At 69.0% G+C, this 18233-nt stretch carries 7 protein-coding genes; 2 read left to right on the forward strand and 5 right to left on the reverse strand.

The window, feature by feature from the left end; genetic code table 11:
- Window positions 1-161 precede the first annotated feature (161 nt).
- From VI08_RS07790 to VI08_RS07805, 4 genes are all read right to left on the reverse strand, one after another.
- Window positions 162-7160 (reverse strand): ESPR-type extended signal peptide-containing protein, encoded by a 6999-nt coding sequence (locus VI08_RS07790; protein ID WP_045829005.1) that lies wholly within the window; start codon window positions 7158-7160, stop codon window positions 162-164.
- A gap of 121 nt (window positions 7161-7281) precedes the next feature.
- Window positions 7282-9258, reverse strand: a complete 1977-nt coding sequence (locus VI08_RS07795; RefSeq protein WP_052697768.1) for a PA domain-containing protein — start codon at window positions 9256-9258, stop codon at window positions 7282-7284.
- Complete coding sequence (locus tag VI08_RS07800; RefSeq protein ID WP_052697769.1) at window positions 9255-9701, reverse strand: post-PEP-CTERM-1 domain-containing protein; 447 nt, start codon at window positions 9699-9701, stop codon at window positions 9255-9257. The genes VI08_RS07795 and VI08_RS07800 overlap by 4 nt, the downstream gene beginning before the upstream one ends.
- A 118-nt stretch (window positions 9702-9819) precedes the next feature.
- The gene (locus tag VI08_RS07805; protein WP_045829006.1) at window positions 9820-11772 is read right to left on the reverse strand and encodes a S8 family serine peptidase; all 1953 of its coding nucleotides are present in this window, start codon (window positions 11770-11772) and stop codon (window positions 9820-9822) included.
- A 328-nt stretch (window positions 11773-12100) separates the two neighbouring features.
- Here VI08_RS07805 and VI08_RS07810 point away from each other — a divergent pair, with 328 nt between their 5' ends.
- Entirely contained in the window at window positions 12101-12895 is a 795-nt protein-coding gene (locus tag VI08_RS07810) for a TatD family hydrolase (protein WP_045829007.1), read from the forward strand.
- A 3-nt stretch (window positions 12896-12898) separates the two neighbouring features.
- On the opposite strand, the gene VI08_RS07815 is transcribed toward VI08_RS07810, so the two are convergent.
- Window positions 12899-14557: a Na+/H+ antiporter gene (locus tag VI08_RS07815; protein WP_045829008.1), complete on the reverse strand. Its 1659-nt coding sequence runs from the start codon at window positions 14555-14557 to the stop codon at window positions 12899-12901.
- A gap of 423 nt (window positions 14558-14980) precedes the next feature.
- Between VI08_RS07815 and VI08_RS07820 the strand changes: the two genes are divergently transcribed.
- The gene (locus tag VI08_RS07820; RefSeq protein WP_084621368.1) at window positions 14981-18091 is read left to right on the forward strand and encodes a TonB-dependent receptor; all 3111 of its coding nucleotides are present in this window, start codon (window positions 14981-14983) and stop codon (window positions 18089-18091) included.
- The last annotated feature ends 142 nt before the right edge of the window (window positions 18092-18233 follow it).

Genomic DNA, 18233 nt, shown 5'->3' on the forward strand with positions numbered 1-18233 from the left:
GCCCCTATCCTGGGGCCTTGGGCCGTTATTGGTAGCACAGACCATGCGTCCGCGGCGACCTCGCGACGCGCGTCCTGCGACGCGCTGCAACAAAGAAAGGCCGGCGTAACCGCCGGCCTCGTAAGGTTTTGGCGGCCCCGTGTAGGCGGCCGCCTAGGCAATTACCAGCCGATGCCTACACCGACACCGCCCGATGCCTCACCGCCGCTGACCGCGGCACCGAAGGTCAGGGCCGCGTTCGACGAGAGCGCGCGCGAGTAACCCACCGACAGGGCACCCTGGCCCTTGTAGCCGCCGGCACCCACGCCAAGGCGGTTTTCGCCGTTGACGCCCTGGGTGCTGAAGGCCATCTGCGACATCGCCGCGCCCATGGCGCCCACCTTGTTCAGGCGGTCGTTGAGGTTGTTGAAGCGATGGTCGACCTGGCGCTTGTAGTCATCGAACGCACCGCCGCTGACCACGTCACCGAATTTCTGGTCGGTGTAGGCCTTGGACTGGCTGAGCGTCGCGGCGTCGCCCGTGTCAGCGTAGGCCTTGGCGGTCGTGAGGGCCTGGTCCACCTGGGCCGTGTTGGCCGCGTCCGTGGGCGCCGTGCCCGCCGCCACGTTGGTCACGCGACGCTCCGCGCCAGCCGAGCCCACCGACACCGTGTTCGGCTGGTCGGCCACGGAATTGGCACCCAGCGCCACGCTGTTGGTGGCGGCGGCGGTCACCGTCGCCCCCGTGCCCACCGCGGTGCTGTCCGCCGCGCCGATCGTGGCGTTGTTGCCGATGGCCAGGTCGGTCGGATCCTTCGCGTAGCTGCCCGTACCGATGGCCGTGCCGTTGCCCGTGCCCTCGACGATGGCCTGGGCGGTGGCGGCCGGCGCGGCCGCGGCCGGTTCGACGGCCGCCTGCGTCGTCGCGACGCTGGCGGGTGCGACGGCCGCATTGACGCGCGGCCGCCCCGGGCCCGTGCCGGTGCCGGTACCCGTGCCGCGCGCCTCAAGCGAGCCCACGCGGCTGTTGAGCGCCGTGAGTGCGCCATCGAGGGCGCCGACCGCGTCGCCGACGGTGCCGTAGGACGAACCCTGCACGCTATAGACCGGGCCGATGAAGCCGCTCGCCCCCATGGACGCGCCACCCCCCAGGGCCATGGCCAGCGTATTGCCCATCGCGGAGCTGCCGGCAGCCAGCGAGTTCGACATCACGTTATTGAGCTGGCGCAGGTTCACCGCGTCGGTGGCCTGCGTGCCGTCGGCCACGTTCGTGACCTGGCGCGTGTTGCCGGCCGACCCGACCGACACCGTGTTGGCACGGGTGGCGGTCGAGTTCGCACCCAGGGCCACGGCGTTCTTCGCCGTGGCACGCGCGCTATCGCCGATGGCGGTGGCGCTCGCACCCGTGGCGCTGGCCGAGGCACCGAGGGCCGTGCCGGATTCCTTGCTCGCCGTGGCGAAGGCGCCCACCGCGGTCGAAAGATCACCACTGGCCGTGGCGCCCGGGCCCACGGCGACACTGTTGGCCTTGCTGGCTTCCGACTGTGCGCCCACGGCGATGGCGTTCTCGCCGCGCGCGGTGGAGTAATCACCGACCGCCACGCTGCTCGCGCCCGAGGCCCAGGTGTTGATGCCCAGCGCCGTGGCATTGGCCCCCGGCGCGTAGGCGAAGTAGCCGACCGCCGTGCTGCCCACGCCCTCGGCCCCCGTCACGCCGCCCAGTGCCGTGGCGTAGTCCTTCGTCGCCTGCGCACCGGCGCCGAGCGCCACGGCGCTATCGCCCGTGGCGCCGGTGTAGACGGTGAGGTCGCCATCCAGCGTCGCCGGGCCACCCACCGCCACGGCGCCGCTGCGCGTGGCCGCGGCGCCCATGCCGATCGCGGTGGCGTTATCACCCGAGGCACTCGCCACCGCACCCAATGCCGTCGCCTGCGCACCGGATGCGCTTGCGCCGACACCGTAAGCCGACGAGGCGAAGCCGCCTGCGCTCGCGCTTGCGCCCACGGCCGTTGCCGCGACACCCGCGCTGGTGGCACCCACCGTGACAGGGTTGCCATCGGCGTCGCCGATCAGCGGGTTACCGTCCGCGTCCACCGCCGTGCCACCGACGGCGACGCTACCCGGGCCATCGGCGTTGGCCGATGCACCGAACGCGGCGCTGTTTTGCCCCGTGGCCGACGCGCCATTGCCGACGGCGACCGCGTTCGCGCCACTGGCGAACGAGACCGTGCCCAGGGCCGTGGAACCATCGCCAAGCGCGGCGGCACCGGAGCCCGCCGCCGTCGCGTTCGCGCCGACAGCCGATGCATCGTCATCGGTACCGCCGGTGGCCTTGAAGTAACGCGTGGCGCTGCTCGCATCGGAGGCCACCGCATCGAGCTGGCCCTTGTTCACCGCGTCGGTCGCCTGCGTACCCGCCGCGACGTTGGTCACCTGGCGCTCCGCGCCCGTAGCACCCACCGACACCGTGTTGGCCCGCGTGGCGCTGGAATCGGCACCCAGCGCGACGCTGTTGGCAGCGGTGGCGAACGCATTGGTACCGATGGCCGTCGCATTCGCGGCGGAGGCGTAGCTGTTCCAGCCCATGGCGGTGGCGAAATCGGCCGTCGCCCAGGCACCCGCGCCGAACGCGGATGCGCCCGTGCCCGTGGCGCGTGCCGCGATGAGGCCGAGCACGCTACCACCCACGGCGGTGCTCTCCTCCCCGCTGGCCGTGGCGCTTTCGCCGACGGCAACGCTGCTCGTGCCATTGGCTGCGCTCTGCGTGCCCACCGCAGTGGCGTAATCGCCCACCGCGTTGGCGACCGCGCCCAGGGCCGTCGACTGCGCGCCGCTGGCATAGGCACCCACGCCCATGGCAGACGCCGCGAAGCCACTGGCGTTCGCGCTCGCACCCAGGGCCGTACCGCCCACATCGGCGCTGGTGGCACCGGTATCGACCGGCACGCCGCCGTTGGTGATGAGCGGGTTGCCATCGGCATCGACCGCGACGCCACCGACGGCGACGCTGCCCGGGCCGTTGGCCTGCGCACCGGCGCCATAGGCCGCGCTGTTCTGGCCCGAGGCAAACGCACCGTAACCGGTGGCCGTGCTGTTCACGCCCGTCGCGGAGGCGACGCTACCCGTCGCGGTTGCGCCGTTGGCGCCCGCGAAGGCACCCGAACCCGATGCGGTAGCGAAATCCCCCACCGCGCTCGCGTCGTCGGAGCCGTCGTTCAAGCCATTGGCCTTGAAGTAGCGCGTGGCGTTTTCCACCTTCGCATCCACCTGGCCCACGTTCGCGGCATCGGTAGCCTGCGTACCGGCGGCCACGTTCGTGACCTGGCGCTCGGCACCAACATCGCCCACCGATACCGTGTTGTCACGCTCCGCGACCGAACCCGCGCCCAGCGCCACGCTGTTCACGCCCAGCGCCGCGCTCTGCGTGCCGATGGCGGTGGAGAAATCGCCGATCGCGTTGGCGACCGCGCCCACCGCCGTGGACTGCGCACCCCCCGCGAAGGCACCGACGCCGAACGACGAGGCGGCGAAGCCTGCCGCCTGCGCGCTTGCGCCGACGGCCGTGCCACCGACATCCGCGCTGGTGGCGCCCGTATCGACCGGCACGCCGCCGTTGGTGATGAGCGCATCGCCGTTTTCATCGACAGCGACGCCACCCACGGCGATGCTGCCCGGGCCATTCGCCTGCGAGCCGGCACCGTACGCCGCGCTGTATTGACCAGTGGCCGTGGCGCCACTGCCGGTGGCCGTGCTCTGCGCACCGGTCGCGAAGGCGCCGCTGCCATAAGCCGATGCACCGTCGGCGGCGGCAAGCGCACCCGAGCCCGCGGCGGTGGCGAAGTTACCGACGGCCGTGGCGTCGTCCGTACCATCACCCGCACCGGTCGCCTTGAAGTAATGGCTGGCGTCGCTGACGCTGCCAGCCAGGGCATCGAGCTGCGATTTATTCACCGCATCCGTGGCCTGCGTGCCTGCGGCCACGTTGGTCACCTGCCGTTCCGCGCCCACGTCGCCGACCGACACGGTGTTGGCGCGGCCGGCATAGGAGTTCGCACCCAGCGCAACGCTGTTGTCGGCGATCGCCCATGCGCCGCCACCCAGCGCGGTACCGTCGTTGCCAAGCACCCAGCTGTTCGCGCCGAGCGCCACCGCGTTGGAAGCTTCGATGCCGAACAGCGCGAAGCCCGTCTCCGCATAGTTGCCGATCGCGACACTGCCTGCGCCCGCCGCGCTGGCTCCGCCGCCGATGGCGGTCGCGCCATCGCTATAGGCCGTCGCACCGTAGCCGGTCGCCGTCGCCAGCTCACCCGCCGCATAGGCCTGGCCACCCAGCGCGGTCGCGCCGCTGCCAGAGGCCTCGGCGAGGAAGCCGCCTGCCAGGGACTGCTCGCCCTGCGCGAACGCCGCGGTACCCAGCGCCGTGGCGAACTGGCCCTCGGCCTGTGCGCTGGCACCCACCGCCGTCGCGGCGAGCCCCGATGCCGAGGCGGGCCCCACCGCTTCACCCGTGGCGTTGTAGGTGATCAGCGGGTCACCGTTTTCATCGACGGCCTGGCCGCCGATGGCCGTGGCGCTGTTCGCCGTCGCCTGCGCGCCGCCACCATAGGCGGATGCATTCTTGCCCGCCGCCGTCGCGCCATAGCCCGAGGCGATGGCCGAGTCGCCGCTGGCGTTCGAGGCCGAACTCAACGCCGATGCGCCCACGCCGTGGGCGCTCGCGCCACTGCCCACCGCGGTGGCGTTGTCGCTGTCGGCGACGCTGCTGGCACCCACGCTGGTCGCGCCGCTGCCGTCCGCGATGCTGCCGTAGCCGTTGGCCGTGCTGTCGTCGCCGAACGCGGCGCTCGATGCGCCCGTCGCGGTGGAACGCAAGCCCGATGCCTCGCTGTTCTGGCCGACGGCGGTGCTATCGGCCGCCTCGGCATTTGCCAGTGCGCCCACGGCGGTGGCATTCGTGTCGCCCGCGTACGAACCGCTGCCGATCGCCGACGCGAAGTCGCCGTTGGTGGTGGAAATGGCGCCGACCGCGGTGGATTGCGTGCCAACCGCGATGGCTTCCGCGCCGAGGGCGCTGGCGCCCAGGTCCTGCGCCGAGGCGCTCTCACCGAGGGCCGTGCTGCTATCGGCGGCGGCATACGAATTCCAGCCGATGGCCGTGGCGTAATCCGCCGTGGCCCATGCACCGGCACCGAGCGCGGTGGCGGCATAGCCCGTGGCCTGCGCCACGAACAGGCCGACGGCACTGCCGCCGACCGCCACGCTTTCGTCGCCACTGGCCGTCGCGCTTTCACCGACGGCGACGCTGCTCACGCCGCTCGCTGCGCTCTGCGTGCCCACGGCGGTGGCGTAATCGCCCGTCGCATTGGCGACGGCGCCGAAGGCGGACGACTGCGCGCCGCTCGCGTAGGCACCGACACCCACCGCCGATGCGGCGAAGCCGCTGGCACTGGCGCTGGCACCGACCGCCGTGCCGCCCACATCCGCGCTGGTGGCACCGGTGTCGACCGGCACGCCGCCGTTGGTGATGAGTGGGTTGCCGTCTTCATCCACCGCGACGCCGCCTACCGCGACGCTGCCCGGGCCGTTGGCCTGCGAGCCGGCGCCGTAGGCCGCGCTGTTCTGGCCCGTGGCCGTGGCACCATAGCCGGTGGCCGTGCTGTTCACGCCCGACGCGAACGCGACGCTACCGGTCGCCGTCGCCCCTGTCGCGCCCGCGAACGCGCCCGAGCCCGATGCCGTGGCGAAATCGCCAATGGCGGCCGCGTCGTCGGAACCATCGTTCGCGCCGTTGGCCTTGAAGTAGCGCGTGGCGTTGTTTACCGCGCTGTTCACCTGGCCGACATTCGCGGCGTCAGTGTCTTCGGTGCCCGCCGCCACGTTGGTCACCTGGCGCTCGAAGCCGACATCGCCGACGGAGACGCTGTTATCGCGGTCGGCGATGGAACCCGCACCAAGGGCCACGCTGTTCACGCCCAGCGCGGCACTCTGGGTGCCGATGGCGGTGGAGTAGTCACCGATGGCGTTGGCGACAGCGCCGACGGCAACGGACTGCGCGCCGCCCGCGAAGGCACCGACGCCGAACGACGACGCGGCGAAGCCCGATGCCTGCGCGCTCGCACCGACCGCGGTGCCACCCACGTCGGCACTCGTGGCACCGAAGTCGACGGGCACGCCACCGTTGGTGATGAGTGGATTACCGTTTTCATCGACGGCGACGCCGCCCACGGCGATGCTGCCCGGGCCGTTGGCCTGCGAACCTGCACCGTAAGCGGCGCTGTTCTGTCCCGAGGCCACCGCGCCGTAGCCAGTCGCCGTCGCATGGCCACCGGAAGCGAACGCTCCACTGCCGACGGCCGTATCGCCCGTGCCACCCGCGAAAGCACCCGAGCCCGCCGCGGTGGAGAACTGCCCGGCGGCCGTGGCGTTGTCGCTGCCATCGCCCGCGCCATTCGCCTTGAAATAGTGCTGCGCGTCAGCCGTGGCGGTATCCAGGGCATCGACGCGGTTGGCCACCGTCGTCACGCGGTTGTTCACCGTGGTGACGCGGCTATCGACCTTGTCGAGCTGGCGCTTGTTCACCGCGTCGGTGGCTTGCGTGCCATCGGCGACGTTGACCACCTGGCGTTCGCTGCCGCTGCGCCCGACCGAGACCGTGTTCGCTCGGGTGGCCGTCGAATCCGAGCCGATGGCCACGGCGTTGTTGGCGATGGCGCGGGCACCGCGGCCGATCGCCGTGCTGCCGGTGTTGGCGGCGTTGGCACCCTGGCCCACGGCGACGCTGTCGGTGGCGGTCGCGCGAGTGCCTTGCCCGAACGCGGAAGCAAATGCGCCGCTGGCCTGCGCATCCTGGCCCACCGCGGTGCTGTAAGCGCCCTTGGAAATGGCGGCGGCGCCGAGCGCCACGCTGTTATCGCCATTGGCCTTGGCGTTGGCGCCGCAAGCGAAGGCGTCGGCGCCCTTGGCGACGGGCGCGAGGCCCGACGAGAAGCCGCTGCATACGTTGCCGGCTTGTGCCGACGGGCTCGCCAGCGCGAGCGCGGCGCCTGCCACCAGCGGCAAGGCCGCCATGGCCGCGCGCAGGCGTCGGGAGGCGCCGCCCTTGCCGTTCGCCCGTGCGTGCTCCGAGGCGACGACGAGCATGCCGAGCGACTTGTTCCATACCTTGCTGTAGATCGTGTTCACGTAACTTCCTCCCGTGGGTGCCGCCGATGGCGGCGGGCGACGGGGCGCGCGGCGCGCTGCCTCCAGTGCCTGCCGTCTGATAGGACCCGGGCCGCGCGAGGCGGCCCGGGTGGTTGCGCACTTACTGGTAAACCGCCTGCACGGTGACTCCGCTGTAGGCCTTCACGCCGGTGACCTGGAAGTACCAGGTGCCCTGCGCCGGGCTCGCCTTGGTGTAGACCTCGGCATTGCCCGCGCGGTTGGCCACGGCGGTGAACGTCGTGGCACCCGGTGCCTGCACGGCGATGGAGACATCGCCCGAGCCACCTGCGGTGCGGAACGTCAGTGCCTTCGCGCCCGCCGGGATCGCAAGCGAGTACACCTTCTTGCTGCCCACGGCGCCGGCCTGGTTGCTGAGCCCCACGTTGTTGCCCAGGCTGATCGCGTCCGGGAACGCGGCATGCCACGCGGTGTACTGCTTCTGCGTCTCGGCATCGCTCAGGCACGCGTTCAGCGCGGTGGCCTGCGCCGACGTGATGAGGCCCGAGCCACCCAGCGTCGAGGCGTAAGCACGCACGCTGGTGCGGTAGGCCGCCAGCGTGGCCGCGTCACCGGCGATGATCTTCGCGTTCGACACGACGTTCGCACCGACGATGACGCCACCCGGCACGAGGGTCGGGATGGTGGTGTCGCAGGTGAGCAGCTTCTGGCCCGTGGTGTTGAGGCCCCAGCCTTCGTCCTTGAACAGCGCCGGCGTCAGGTCAACATCCACCTGGCCCATGAGGTCCTGGTTGATGGCGTACTCCATGATCGCGTTCGGCGTCAGGCGGGTGTCGTAGTGCGAGAACGACGAACCCTGCGCCAGCGTCGTGGGTGCGTAGAGCTGCACGTTGCCCTGCGCATCGGCGCCGGCCAGGCCGTTGCCCTTGCCCACCGAGCCGGTGAGGCCGGCGAGGTTGGCCTTCAGCTTGTTGCCGTCGACCTGGGTCACCGCGATGACGGGGACCGTGATCGGCGTGGTGGGCGTGCCGCCCGGGGTGATGGCGCCGGCCTGGTTGTTGGCGATGAGCACGGCCTTGGCCCCGACCGCCTGCGCGAACGCCACCTTGTCGGTGAAGTTGCAGGTGCCGCGGTCGATGAGCGCGATCTTGCCGCTGAGCGCCGAGCCATTCGTGATCGCCGTGCACGCATCGGCGGGGGCCGCCTGCACCACGGCGCCAGCGAAGTTGGCGGGCGTGGCGATGGGGCCGATCGCACCCTGCGAATAGGTGTAATCACCCGCGGCGGCGGCCGGGGCCGTGACGCGGAACACATCGGGCTTGCCCAGCGCGATCGGGGCCTCGGCCTTCACCGTGGCGCCCGTGAAGACGAGGTTGCCGTCGTCGAGCGCCGCGGTGATGCGCTCGGCGTTGGTCAGGTCGTACCACTTCTTCATCTTCGTGTCGTTGAAGACGAATGTGGAGTAAATGTCCGGCCGCGCCACGCCGTCGTCACCGACGTACGGCGAACCCGAGGTCAGGCTGTTGAAACCCGAGAAGCCCAGGCCGTGCGCCATCTCGTGGAGCACCACGTTGAGGAAGTTGATGGAGCCCGCCGGGGTGTTGCCGTCGAGGCCGAAGTACCACTTCGAGCCCTCGAGGCAGCCCGTCGAACCCAGCGCGCCGTTGAACTGGCTCTGGATATCGGCCTCGCCCGGCACGCCGTCTTCGCCGCTCAGGGCATCGAACAGCGCCGAGTGGTACCAGGTGTTGCGCACCGCGCGCGGCGGCAGCGTGCTGGTGTCATCGAAATAGAAGATGTAGGTGGTGCCAGACGAACCGAGCACGCCGGACGTGGCGTCGCACGAGAGCTTTTCGAACGTGGCGTTGTTGGTGATGGTGACGTTGCTCTGCAGCACCGCGCCCCAGATATCAGCCGCGAACTGGTAAACGTTGAGTGCCTGCTTGCCCACGGTGGTGCCGGGGTTGCCACCCACCGGCGTAGCCGGCGTCGGATCGTCCAGGCCCTTGCCGGTGCCCACGTCCTGGTTGACGATCTTGATCTCGGCGGCGCTGGCGCCCATGGCGCAGAAGAGGCCGGCGGCGGCAAGCGCGGTGAAGAGAAGGCTGCGGCGGATCATTTCGCCACCTCCGGTGCGGCCGGCGATGCCTGCACGCCGTGGTCGTCGTGGTGGATGCTGAGGCTGCCGTCCGGCAGGCGCTCGGCCACCACGCTGCTCATCAGCTCCTGCGGCACGCGCACGGCCTTGGCGCGGACGCCATTGCCGAGCGAGACGCTACGGAACGTGGACTTCGCTTCGGCCGCCGTGCGCGGCTGGCCCACGGCCAGCTTGGACGCGGTGACGTTCGGCGCGGCGAACGCCCGGGCGAGTGCGGCGCGCTCGTCCGCCGTCGGCTCGCGCAAGCGGCCCGTCGACGGGTCGATGGCGACCTGTACGCCTTGCACCACAACGGTTTGCGGCGCATCGGCCTTGGCGGCGTCGGCGGCGTGTACCGCCGTCGCGAGGGTGAAAGCTCCCGTCAGCACCAGGCCAACGGCCTGTGCCAGTGTGCGTGAATACATTGCCCATACCTCCCTAATACGGCGGCGGGGACCCCTCCCCGACCGCCACGCCCGCGAAGACCCCCTCGCAGGCGGAATCACATGGCCCGGGGTTCCCCCGAATCCCGGGCCGTGGTGCTCATGGCGAGACGAAGCGCGCTTGCACGCTCACGTCGCTGTAGCCCGCCGGGCTGGTCACGGTCATGTACCAGGTGCCCGACGCCGGACGTGCCACCGTCACGGTCTCGTTGTTGGTGCCCTTCTTCGCGGAGACGCTTTCGCTGCCGGCGGTGCCGTTCTTCACCGCGATGGATACGTCGCCCTTGCCGCCCGCGGTGGTGAACACCAGCGTGCGTGCACCCGACGGCACGTCGATGGCGTAGACGACCGCCGAGCCATCGCCCGACGCCTTCACCGGCACGCCGTTGGCAAGCGTGGTGACGGTCGGCTCGCCCGGATCGGTGTCGTTGCCGAGCGCCTTGTTCACCGCGGCGTAGGCATCGACGATGCCGGCGCCGATCGGTTCATCCGGCGTCGAGGGGAACCGATGGGCGGTGGACGTGAGGATGCTGCGCACCTGCGCGGGCGTCGGCGTGGGCAGGCTGGCTGCGCGGGTGGCCGCCAGCATGAGCGCGACGGTGCCCGTGACATGCGGCGTGGCCTGCGAGGTGCCGGCCATGCCGCCGTAATCAGGCGTCGTCGGCTCATGCGTGCCGGCGTTGATGGCCGACCACGAGAAGCCCGCCAGCACTTGCGTGCCCGTGGCGGCGTCGTTGGCGTAGACACCGCCGCCCGGCGCGGACAACGCCACCTTGCTGCCGTAGTTCGAGTAGAAGGCGCGCTTGCCGGTGATGCCGTTGGACGCCACGGCGATGACGCCAGGGCAGCTCGACGGCGAGTAGTTCGCGGTGTCGTCGTCTTCGTTGCCGGCCGCGACGACCACCGAGGTGCCGCGGCCGATGGCCGCCGTGATGGCATCCGCCGTCGTGGTGTCGTCGGCGCAGGCGCCGGGGCCACCCAGGCTCATGTTGATGACCTGCGCGGGGTGCGTGTTATCGGGCACGCCTTCGACGTGGCCGCCCGAGGCCCATACGATGCCGTCGGCGATATCGGACGAGTAACCGCCGCAGTGGCCGAGCACGCGCACGGGCAACACCTTCGCCTTGTAAGCGATACCAGCCATGCCGGTGGTGTTGTTGGTCAGCTCGGCGATGTTCCCCGACACATGCGTGCCGTGCCAGCTGGAATCCTCCTGCACATCGCCCTTCGACGGGTCGATGCAGCCGCCGTTGGCGACGAGGTACTTGGGCTCGGTGGTCCAGTCACCCAGGTCCCAGCCGCCCGGCGCACGATCATCCGTACCGCGGCCGGAGACGAACTTGTCGGAGATGAAATCGTAACCCGCGTCGGCGAGCGACAGGTCGATATCCGGGTGCTGGGTGATGCCCGTGTCGAGCACCGCCACGGTGATGCCCGTGCCGTCGGAAAGGTTCCACGCGGTGGCCGCGTTGCTGCCGCCCCTGTTGGCGTAGCTGCTGGCATCGCTGCCGATCTTCTCGGCCTGGCCCGCGGCGGGCCGCAGGTGCCACTGGTAGCTGTAGTACGGGTCGTCGACGGCAACCGGCGCGGGCGCGGCCGCGAGGGCCGATGGCGCCACGATGTCGCGCACCTTCTGCATCATCACGTCGGCCTCGACGTGGACGACCGCGGGGTTGGTGGCGATCTGGCGGATGAGTGCATCCGCCTCGGCCTTGCTGAGCTTGCGCGACGTGCGGAGCAGGTCGGCGCCCGTACCCAGCTTGCGGCCATAGACCGCCGCGGGCGCGGCCACCTTGCCGGCGCGAAGCGACGCGGTGGTGGCGGCGGCGCGCGACAGCGCCACGCCCACGGCCTGCGTGGCCGCCACGCGGCTGGCGCGCTCGGGGCTGCCATCACGGTATTTCACGATGAAGCGGTCATAGCCGCCGGGCGCGCGCAAGGCGCTGACATCGAAGCGGGCCGTGGGCGCGGTGGCGCCGGCGGCGAATGCCATTGGCACGGCGGCCAGGGCGAGCGAGGCGACAAGCGCGCCCGCGGCGATACGATTTCCCATCTGCACTACCCCTTTGCCCGTGGTACTGCTTGCAGGCAGCCCATGGTGGGCCACCATTCCCTTCTGACACCGTTTCCAGGCGTCCCCTGTACGGCACTGGGTGTCATGTTTTTGACGCCTGAACACCAAGTGTCTCGGGAACGTAGCAGTAGGAAAATGCGAACGTCAATAAGTTGACGCGACACAGGCCCTCGACCGAACGGCCTAGCCGGCCACGCCCCCGGGAAGTAGGGTTCAGACGTCCATACGTGTTCTAATTCATGGCTTTGCGCGGGAATACCACACGAATACCGCGCGCCTCAGACTTTCCGCTAAAGCGAAAAAAATCATGGACTTGATCGACATCGGCGCCAACCTCACGCACGAATCCTTCCGCGCCGACCTCGATGAGGTGCTTGCCCGGGCAAGTGCCCATGGCGTGGGCCGGATGGTGGTTACGGGCGCCTCCCGCGAGGGCAGCGAGCAGGCGCTGGCGCTCGCAAAAAACAGTGGTGGGCGGCTATTTGCGACCGCGGGCGTGCATCCGCACCATGCCGTGGACTACGACGACGAGACCGATGCGCTGCTCCGTCGCCTGGCCCAGGCGCCCGAAGTGCGCGCCGTCGGCGAAACCGGCCTGGACTACAACAGAAATTACTCACCGCGCGAGATCCAGCGCGAGGTGTTTGAGCGTCAGCTCAAAATCGCGGCCGACCTGGGTATGCCGCTGTTCCTGCACCAGCGCGACGCACACCACGACTTCCTCGCCCTGCTTCGCCGCTATCGCGACCGCGTGCCGGCGGCGGTCGTCCACTGCTTCACCGATACCGGCGAGGCGCTGCAGGATTACCTCGACCTCGATTGCCACATCGGCATCACCGGGTGGATCTGCGACGAGCGCCGCGGCGCGCACCTGCGCGAGCTGGTGAAGCGCATCCCCGCCGACCGGCTGATGCTCGAGACCGACGCGCCTTACCTCTTGCCGCGCACGCTGCGGCCGATGCCGAAGGACCGCCGCAACGAGCCCATGTACCTCGGCCACATCCGCGACGAAGTGGCGCGCGACCGGGGCGAGCTGCCCATGGCCGTCACCGAGGCCTCGACGCTCACCGCCGAGGCGTTTTTCCGCCTTCCTGCCGCCTGAGCGTCACTCCGCGCCGAGGCCAGTGATCGCGGTTTCGGCGAGGTCCACCTCGCGCATCACCGTGCGCATGGTCTCGTCATTGATGGCGTGCTTGCGGCGCAGCTCGAACAGCTCGCGCCGCTCGGCGCGCAACGCGGCAAGGCGCATGTCACGCTCCAGCTTCGCCTCGGTGCGCGCGGCACCCGCCCCGTCGCCCTCTTCACCCGCCGCGAGCAAGCGTTGCTGGTACGCGGCCATGACCCGCGCCGCGACGCGCGACGCCAGCGCGATCGACTCCGCGTCGCCGCCGTCTTCCATGCGCTTCTGTTCGTCGGCGATGCCACGCAAGGCCGCTTCCGCGGCAAGTGAACGCGCCATGCGTTCCTCGCGTACCGCCGGGTCTTCGCTGGGCAACTTCAGGCCTTTCACCGCCATCGGCAGGCCCACCACGCCAATGAGGAGCGTGCACAGGATGACGCCTGTGGCGAGGAAGATCAGCAAATCGCGCACCGGGAACGGCACGCCGGCCGATTTCGCCAGCGGGATCGACAGCACGCCCGCCATGGTCACCGCGCCGCGCACGCCAGCGAGCGCCGTGGTCCAGATCAGCCGAGTCCCCATTGGCGGGCGAGGCGCACCGCGGCGTGCGGCACGCAGCAGGATGAAACGCCACGAGAGCCATACCCACGCGAAACGCAGCAGCACCAGCGCCAGCGTGATCGCGACGACGTAGGCGGCGAGGTACCACAGCTCGCCGCCGCCGGCCTGCTGCAGGTCGGTGCGCGCGCCGTCGAGGATGCCCGGCAGCTGCATGCCGAGCAGGAGGAAGATCAGGCCGTTGAACGTGAACTCCACCATGGACCACACCGCGAAGTTCTGCATACGCGTGGCGGCGTAGCCGTTGCGGAGCACGCCACCGGTATTCATCATCATGCCGGCCGCCACGGCGGCGAGGATGCCCGAAACGTGGAAGTGCTCGGCGAGCAGGTAGGCCGCGAAGGGGATAAGCAACAGCAGGCCCACCTGCGTCGCAGGCTCCATTTCACCGCCCCAGCGCACCAGCCGGCGCAACAGCATGCCAAACGCATACGCGACCAGCGCGCCCGCGGCCAGGCCGCCTAGCGCCGTGGCCATGAAATCGCGCGCGGCACCCAGCACCGAGAACTTGCCCGTCAGTTCCGCCGCGACGGCGAACTGCAGCGCGACGAGGCCCGACGCATCGTTGAGCAAGGCTTCGCCGGAAAGGATATGCATGAGGCGCGACGGCATCCGCGTACCGCCGGTAACCGCCGACGTGGCCACCGCATCGGTGGGCGAGAGCACCGCCGCGAGTGCGAACGCCACTGCGAGCGGCACGGTGGGGATCATCCAGTGCACGAAGTAACCCACGCCCACGATCGTGAAGAACACCAGGCCAACGGCCAGCGCCAGGATCGGGCCGCGCAGCGAAAGCATTTCGCGACGGGGAAAGCGCCAGCCATCGGCGAAGAGCAAGGGGGGAATAAACAGCAGGAAGAAAATCTCGGGGTCGAATTCCACGTGCAGCCCCATCGTCCCTGCCAGCAAGGCGCCCAGCGCGATCTGCACCACGGGCAGCGGCGGCCGGAATGGCAGGATGCGGACAAGCGCGCCCGACAGCGCCACGACGAGAAGGAGGACAAGCACGGTGATGACCAGTTCCATCCCACGACGCTACGAGACGGTTGCGAGCCGGACAAGAGGCCTATCGTTTTGTCCGTATGATCACTACCTTACAAGAACACAAAAGCATGCCTAGCCAGGCTCTCTGGTTCCCACGCAGCTTTCCACGGCACGGGTGCAGGAATTCGTCTCACGTGAAACATGTTTCATTTAACGACTAACAAGAATCGCAAGTTCTCCCCGTCGCGCGACGATGAAGCGCGGTGCGACTGGACCCCACGTCGCACCGCGTATGCATGACCCTTGCGAATCAGCCGCACGCAACCCGTCTACGTCCTTGCGTTCATGAACCGCGCATTGAGTACGGTTATCGGCGCAGCGTAGTTTCACCCCGCTTGTTGCAGTTTCGTTAATGCGACATGCCATTCGGTTTTGCATCGTTTGGCCTTTGGCCGGGGAGAATTGATGAACACGCGTCACACGAACAGGCAGCCACGCCGGCGCACCCTTGCGCTTGCCGTGGCGATCGGTCTTGGCTTCGCCAGCACCGCCGCTCTTGCCCAGAGCACCGCCGGTAGCATCTTTGGTACCGCGCAACCGGGGACCACCGTCACCGCCACCAACGCGGGCAGCGGCGTGAGCCGCTCGGCCACGGTGGGCGCCGATGGCAAGTTCAACATCGTGTCGCTGCTGCCGGGCAGCTACAAAGTGACCACGAGCGGCGGCACCAGCACCTCGCGCGATGTGCAGGTCGTGGCCGGCCAGGGGTTCAACGTGAACCTCGTGGCGCAGCCCGCCAGTGAAGCCAAGAGCGCGGAGGATCTGTCCGCTGTCTCCGTCACCGCCAACGCGCTGCCGCCCATCGACGTGGCATCCGCGCAGACCAGCACGGTGATGACCGCCGAGCAGATCAAGCAGCTGCCGCTGGCCCGCAACCAGACGGCCGTGGCGCTGCTGGCGCCGGGCGCCACCAAGGGCGACAGCGCCTTCGGCAACCTGGCATCGTTCAGCGGTGCGTCGGTGGCCGAGAACAGCTACTACGTGAACGGCTTCAACGTTACCAACTTCTTCCAGAGCCTCACGTACTCCCAGGTGCCCTTCGAAGCGATCGACTCGGAAGATATCCAGGACGGTGGCTACGGCGCCGAGTACGGCAACTCCACCGGCGGCGTGATCTCGGTCAACACCAAGCGCGGCACCAACACGTGGCAGGGTGGCGTCGACTTCACCTGGAACCCCTACCAGCTGCAGGCCAAGCAGCCGAACGTCTACCTGCAAAATGGCGCGCTGCTGCAGAACAACCGCCACAACAGCAACTACGTGATCGGCAACAACGGCACCGGCAACGCCAACGATTTCGGCCAGCGCTGGAACGCCTGGCTGGGCGGCCCGCTGATCAAGGACAAGCTGTTCATGTTCGCCCTCGTCGGCGGCACGCGCACGGCGGATGAGCACTACGGTGATACCACCGGTGGCGGCGACTACAACAAGACCACCATCAAGGATCCGCGCTACCTGGTGAAGCTCGACTGGAACATCAACGAGAACAATATCCTCGAGTACACCGGGTTCAGCGATACCACCACGCAGCAGCAGAGCATCTACGGCTACGAGTACGACGACAACGGCCAGCCGCACCGCGACGATTACCTCGGCCAGGTGTACAACAAGGGTGGCGGCATGACCAACATCCTGAAGTACACCAACTACATCACCGATGACCTCACCCTCACCGCGCAGTTCGGCAAGAGCACCAACAAGCGCGTGAGCACGGCCACGGCCGCCAACGGCATCGTCGAGACCTACGATGGCAACATCTTCGACGCCGCCAATTCGCCGGGCTGCCCCTCCATCACCGATTCGCGCACGCCGGTGACGAACGGCGCCGCCGGTTACCCGCACTGCTCGTTCGCCGGCTCGCTGAACACGCCGGATGGTGAAGACAAACGCGAAGCCGGCCGCATCGACCTCGAGTACCACATCGGTGACCACGAGATTAAGGGCGGCTGGGCACGCGACCACTTCAAGACCGATACCGGCACCGCCTACGAGGGTGGCGCGCTGTACACGTACAGCTCCATCCCGGCATCGATCCTCGGCCACGACCCAGGCCTGGACCCCGCCGACAGCGTGGTCCGCCAGACCATCTTCGCGACGGGTGCCCGCGTCGGCATCACGCAGCGCTCGTACTACCTGCAGGATAACTGGCACGTCACCGACAACTTCATGGCCCGCATCGGCGTGCGCAACGACGGCTTCGAGAACACGAACAGCCTGGGCCAGACGTACGTGAAGCAGGTGCACAGCTGGCAGCCGCGCCTGGGCTTCTCGTGGGACGTGCACGGCGATTCCACGCTGAAGATCTATGGCAGCGCGGGCGATTACTCGCTGCCGCTCGACGGCAACGTGGCACTTCGCGGCGCCGCCGCGTCGCTGTACCAGATCAAGTACTTCAGCTACACCGGCGTCGACCCGCTCACCGGCGCACCGCTGGGCCTTGGCGCCCTGCCCGACGCCTACGCGGCGGCGTTCCCGGCGCGCACCGGCACCACGTATGCCAACGGCGAGGCCGGCCAGGTGCCGAACCCGTCGGCGGTCGCGACCAAGGACCTCAAGCCATTCAAGCAGCGTGAGTTCATCCTCGGCGCGCAGCAGCAGGTGGCCGACTGGACCCTGGGCGTGAAGGCCATCTACCGGAAAATCCTCACCGGCATCGACGACTCGTGCGATTTCCGCCCGATCGCCAAGGCGGCCAACGCGCAGTACGGCCTGAACCTCGACACCACCAGCCTGACGCCGGAAGCGTCGAACGTGCCGGGCTGCTACATCTTCAACCCGGGCAGCGCCGTGACCCTCACCACCCCGGTGGACGCCACGGGCCAGCTGTACAACATCCACCTGACGGGCGCCGACGTGGGCGAGCCGAAGTACAAGCGCGCCTACGAGGCCCTGCAGCTTACGGCCGAGCGCAACTTCGACAACACCTGGTACCTCAAGGCGTCGTACGTGTGGTCGCACCTGCGCGGCAACTCGGAAGGCGGCGTGGACTCGAGCAACGGCCAGGCCGATACCGGCACGACGGAACTGTTCGATTACCCGGAGATCATGGCCGGCTCGAACGGCAACCTGCCGAACGATCGCAAGCACACGTTCAAGATCTATGGCGCATGGCAGATCAACGACGAATGGCTGGTGGGCGCCAATGGCGTGTTCCAGACCGGCCGCCCGGAGAACTGCTACGGCCTGAACCCGATCGACAGCCAGGTGAACGGCGGCTATGGCTCGGGTGCCTACCTGTACTGCAGCGGCATGATCGTGAAGCGTGGCTCCGTGGGCCGCACGCCGTCGTACTGGAACATGGACCTGAACGCGTCGTACAAGCCGCAGTGGGCGAAGGGCGTCACGCTTTCGGCCAGCGTCTTCAACGTGTTCAACAAGCAGCACACGACGACGATCAACGAAGTGGGCGAAGACCCGAACGGCGCGCCGCTGACGGACAGCACGTACAAGATCCCGACGAGCTTCCAGACGCCGCGTTACGTGCAGGTCTCGGCCGAGTACGACTTCTCGCTGTAACGGTTCACCACAAGAAGACAGGGCGCGCGGGACCCCTCCCAACCCGCGCCGCCTTGCAGATCTCCCCGGATCGCCGCCCGCTCCCACGGGCGGCTTTTTTTGGTTCATTCGCGTATGCGAATGCGTGAATCCAGCGGCTTGC

This window comes from Luteibacter yeojuensis (genome assembly GCF_000964085.1).
Classification (GTDB): Bacteria; Pseudomonadota; Gammaproteobacteria; order Xanthomonadales; family Rhodanobacteraceae; genus Luteibacter; species Luteibacter yeojuensis_A.

Bases quoted from the DNA above. Each gene is read 5' to 3' on its own strand.
- VI08_RS07800 (WP_052697769.1), bottom strand. From the start codon at position 9,701: ATGTATTCACGCACACTGGCACAGGCCGTTGGCCTGGTGCTGACGGGA.
- VI08_RS07820 (WP_084621368.1), top strand. From the start codon at position 14,981: ATGAACACGCGTCACACGAACAGGCAGCCACGCCGGCGCACCCTTGCG.
- VI08_RS07805 (WP_045829006.1), bottom strand. From the start codon at position 11,772: ATGGGAAATCGTATCGCCGCGGGCGCGCTTGTCGCCTCGCTCGCCCTG.
- VI08_RS07795 (WP_052697768.1), bottom strand. From the start codon at position 9,258: ATGATCCGCCGCAGCCTTCTCTTCACCGCGCTTGCCGCCGCCGGCCTC.
- VI08_RS07810 (WP_045829007.1), top strand. From the start codon at position 12,101: ATGGACTTGATCGACATCGGCGCCAACCTCACGCACGAATCCTTCCGC.
- VI08_RS07815 (WP_045829008.1), bottom strand. From the start codon at position 14,557: ATGGAACTGGTCATCACCGTGCTTGTCCTCCTTCTCGTCGTGGCGCTG.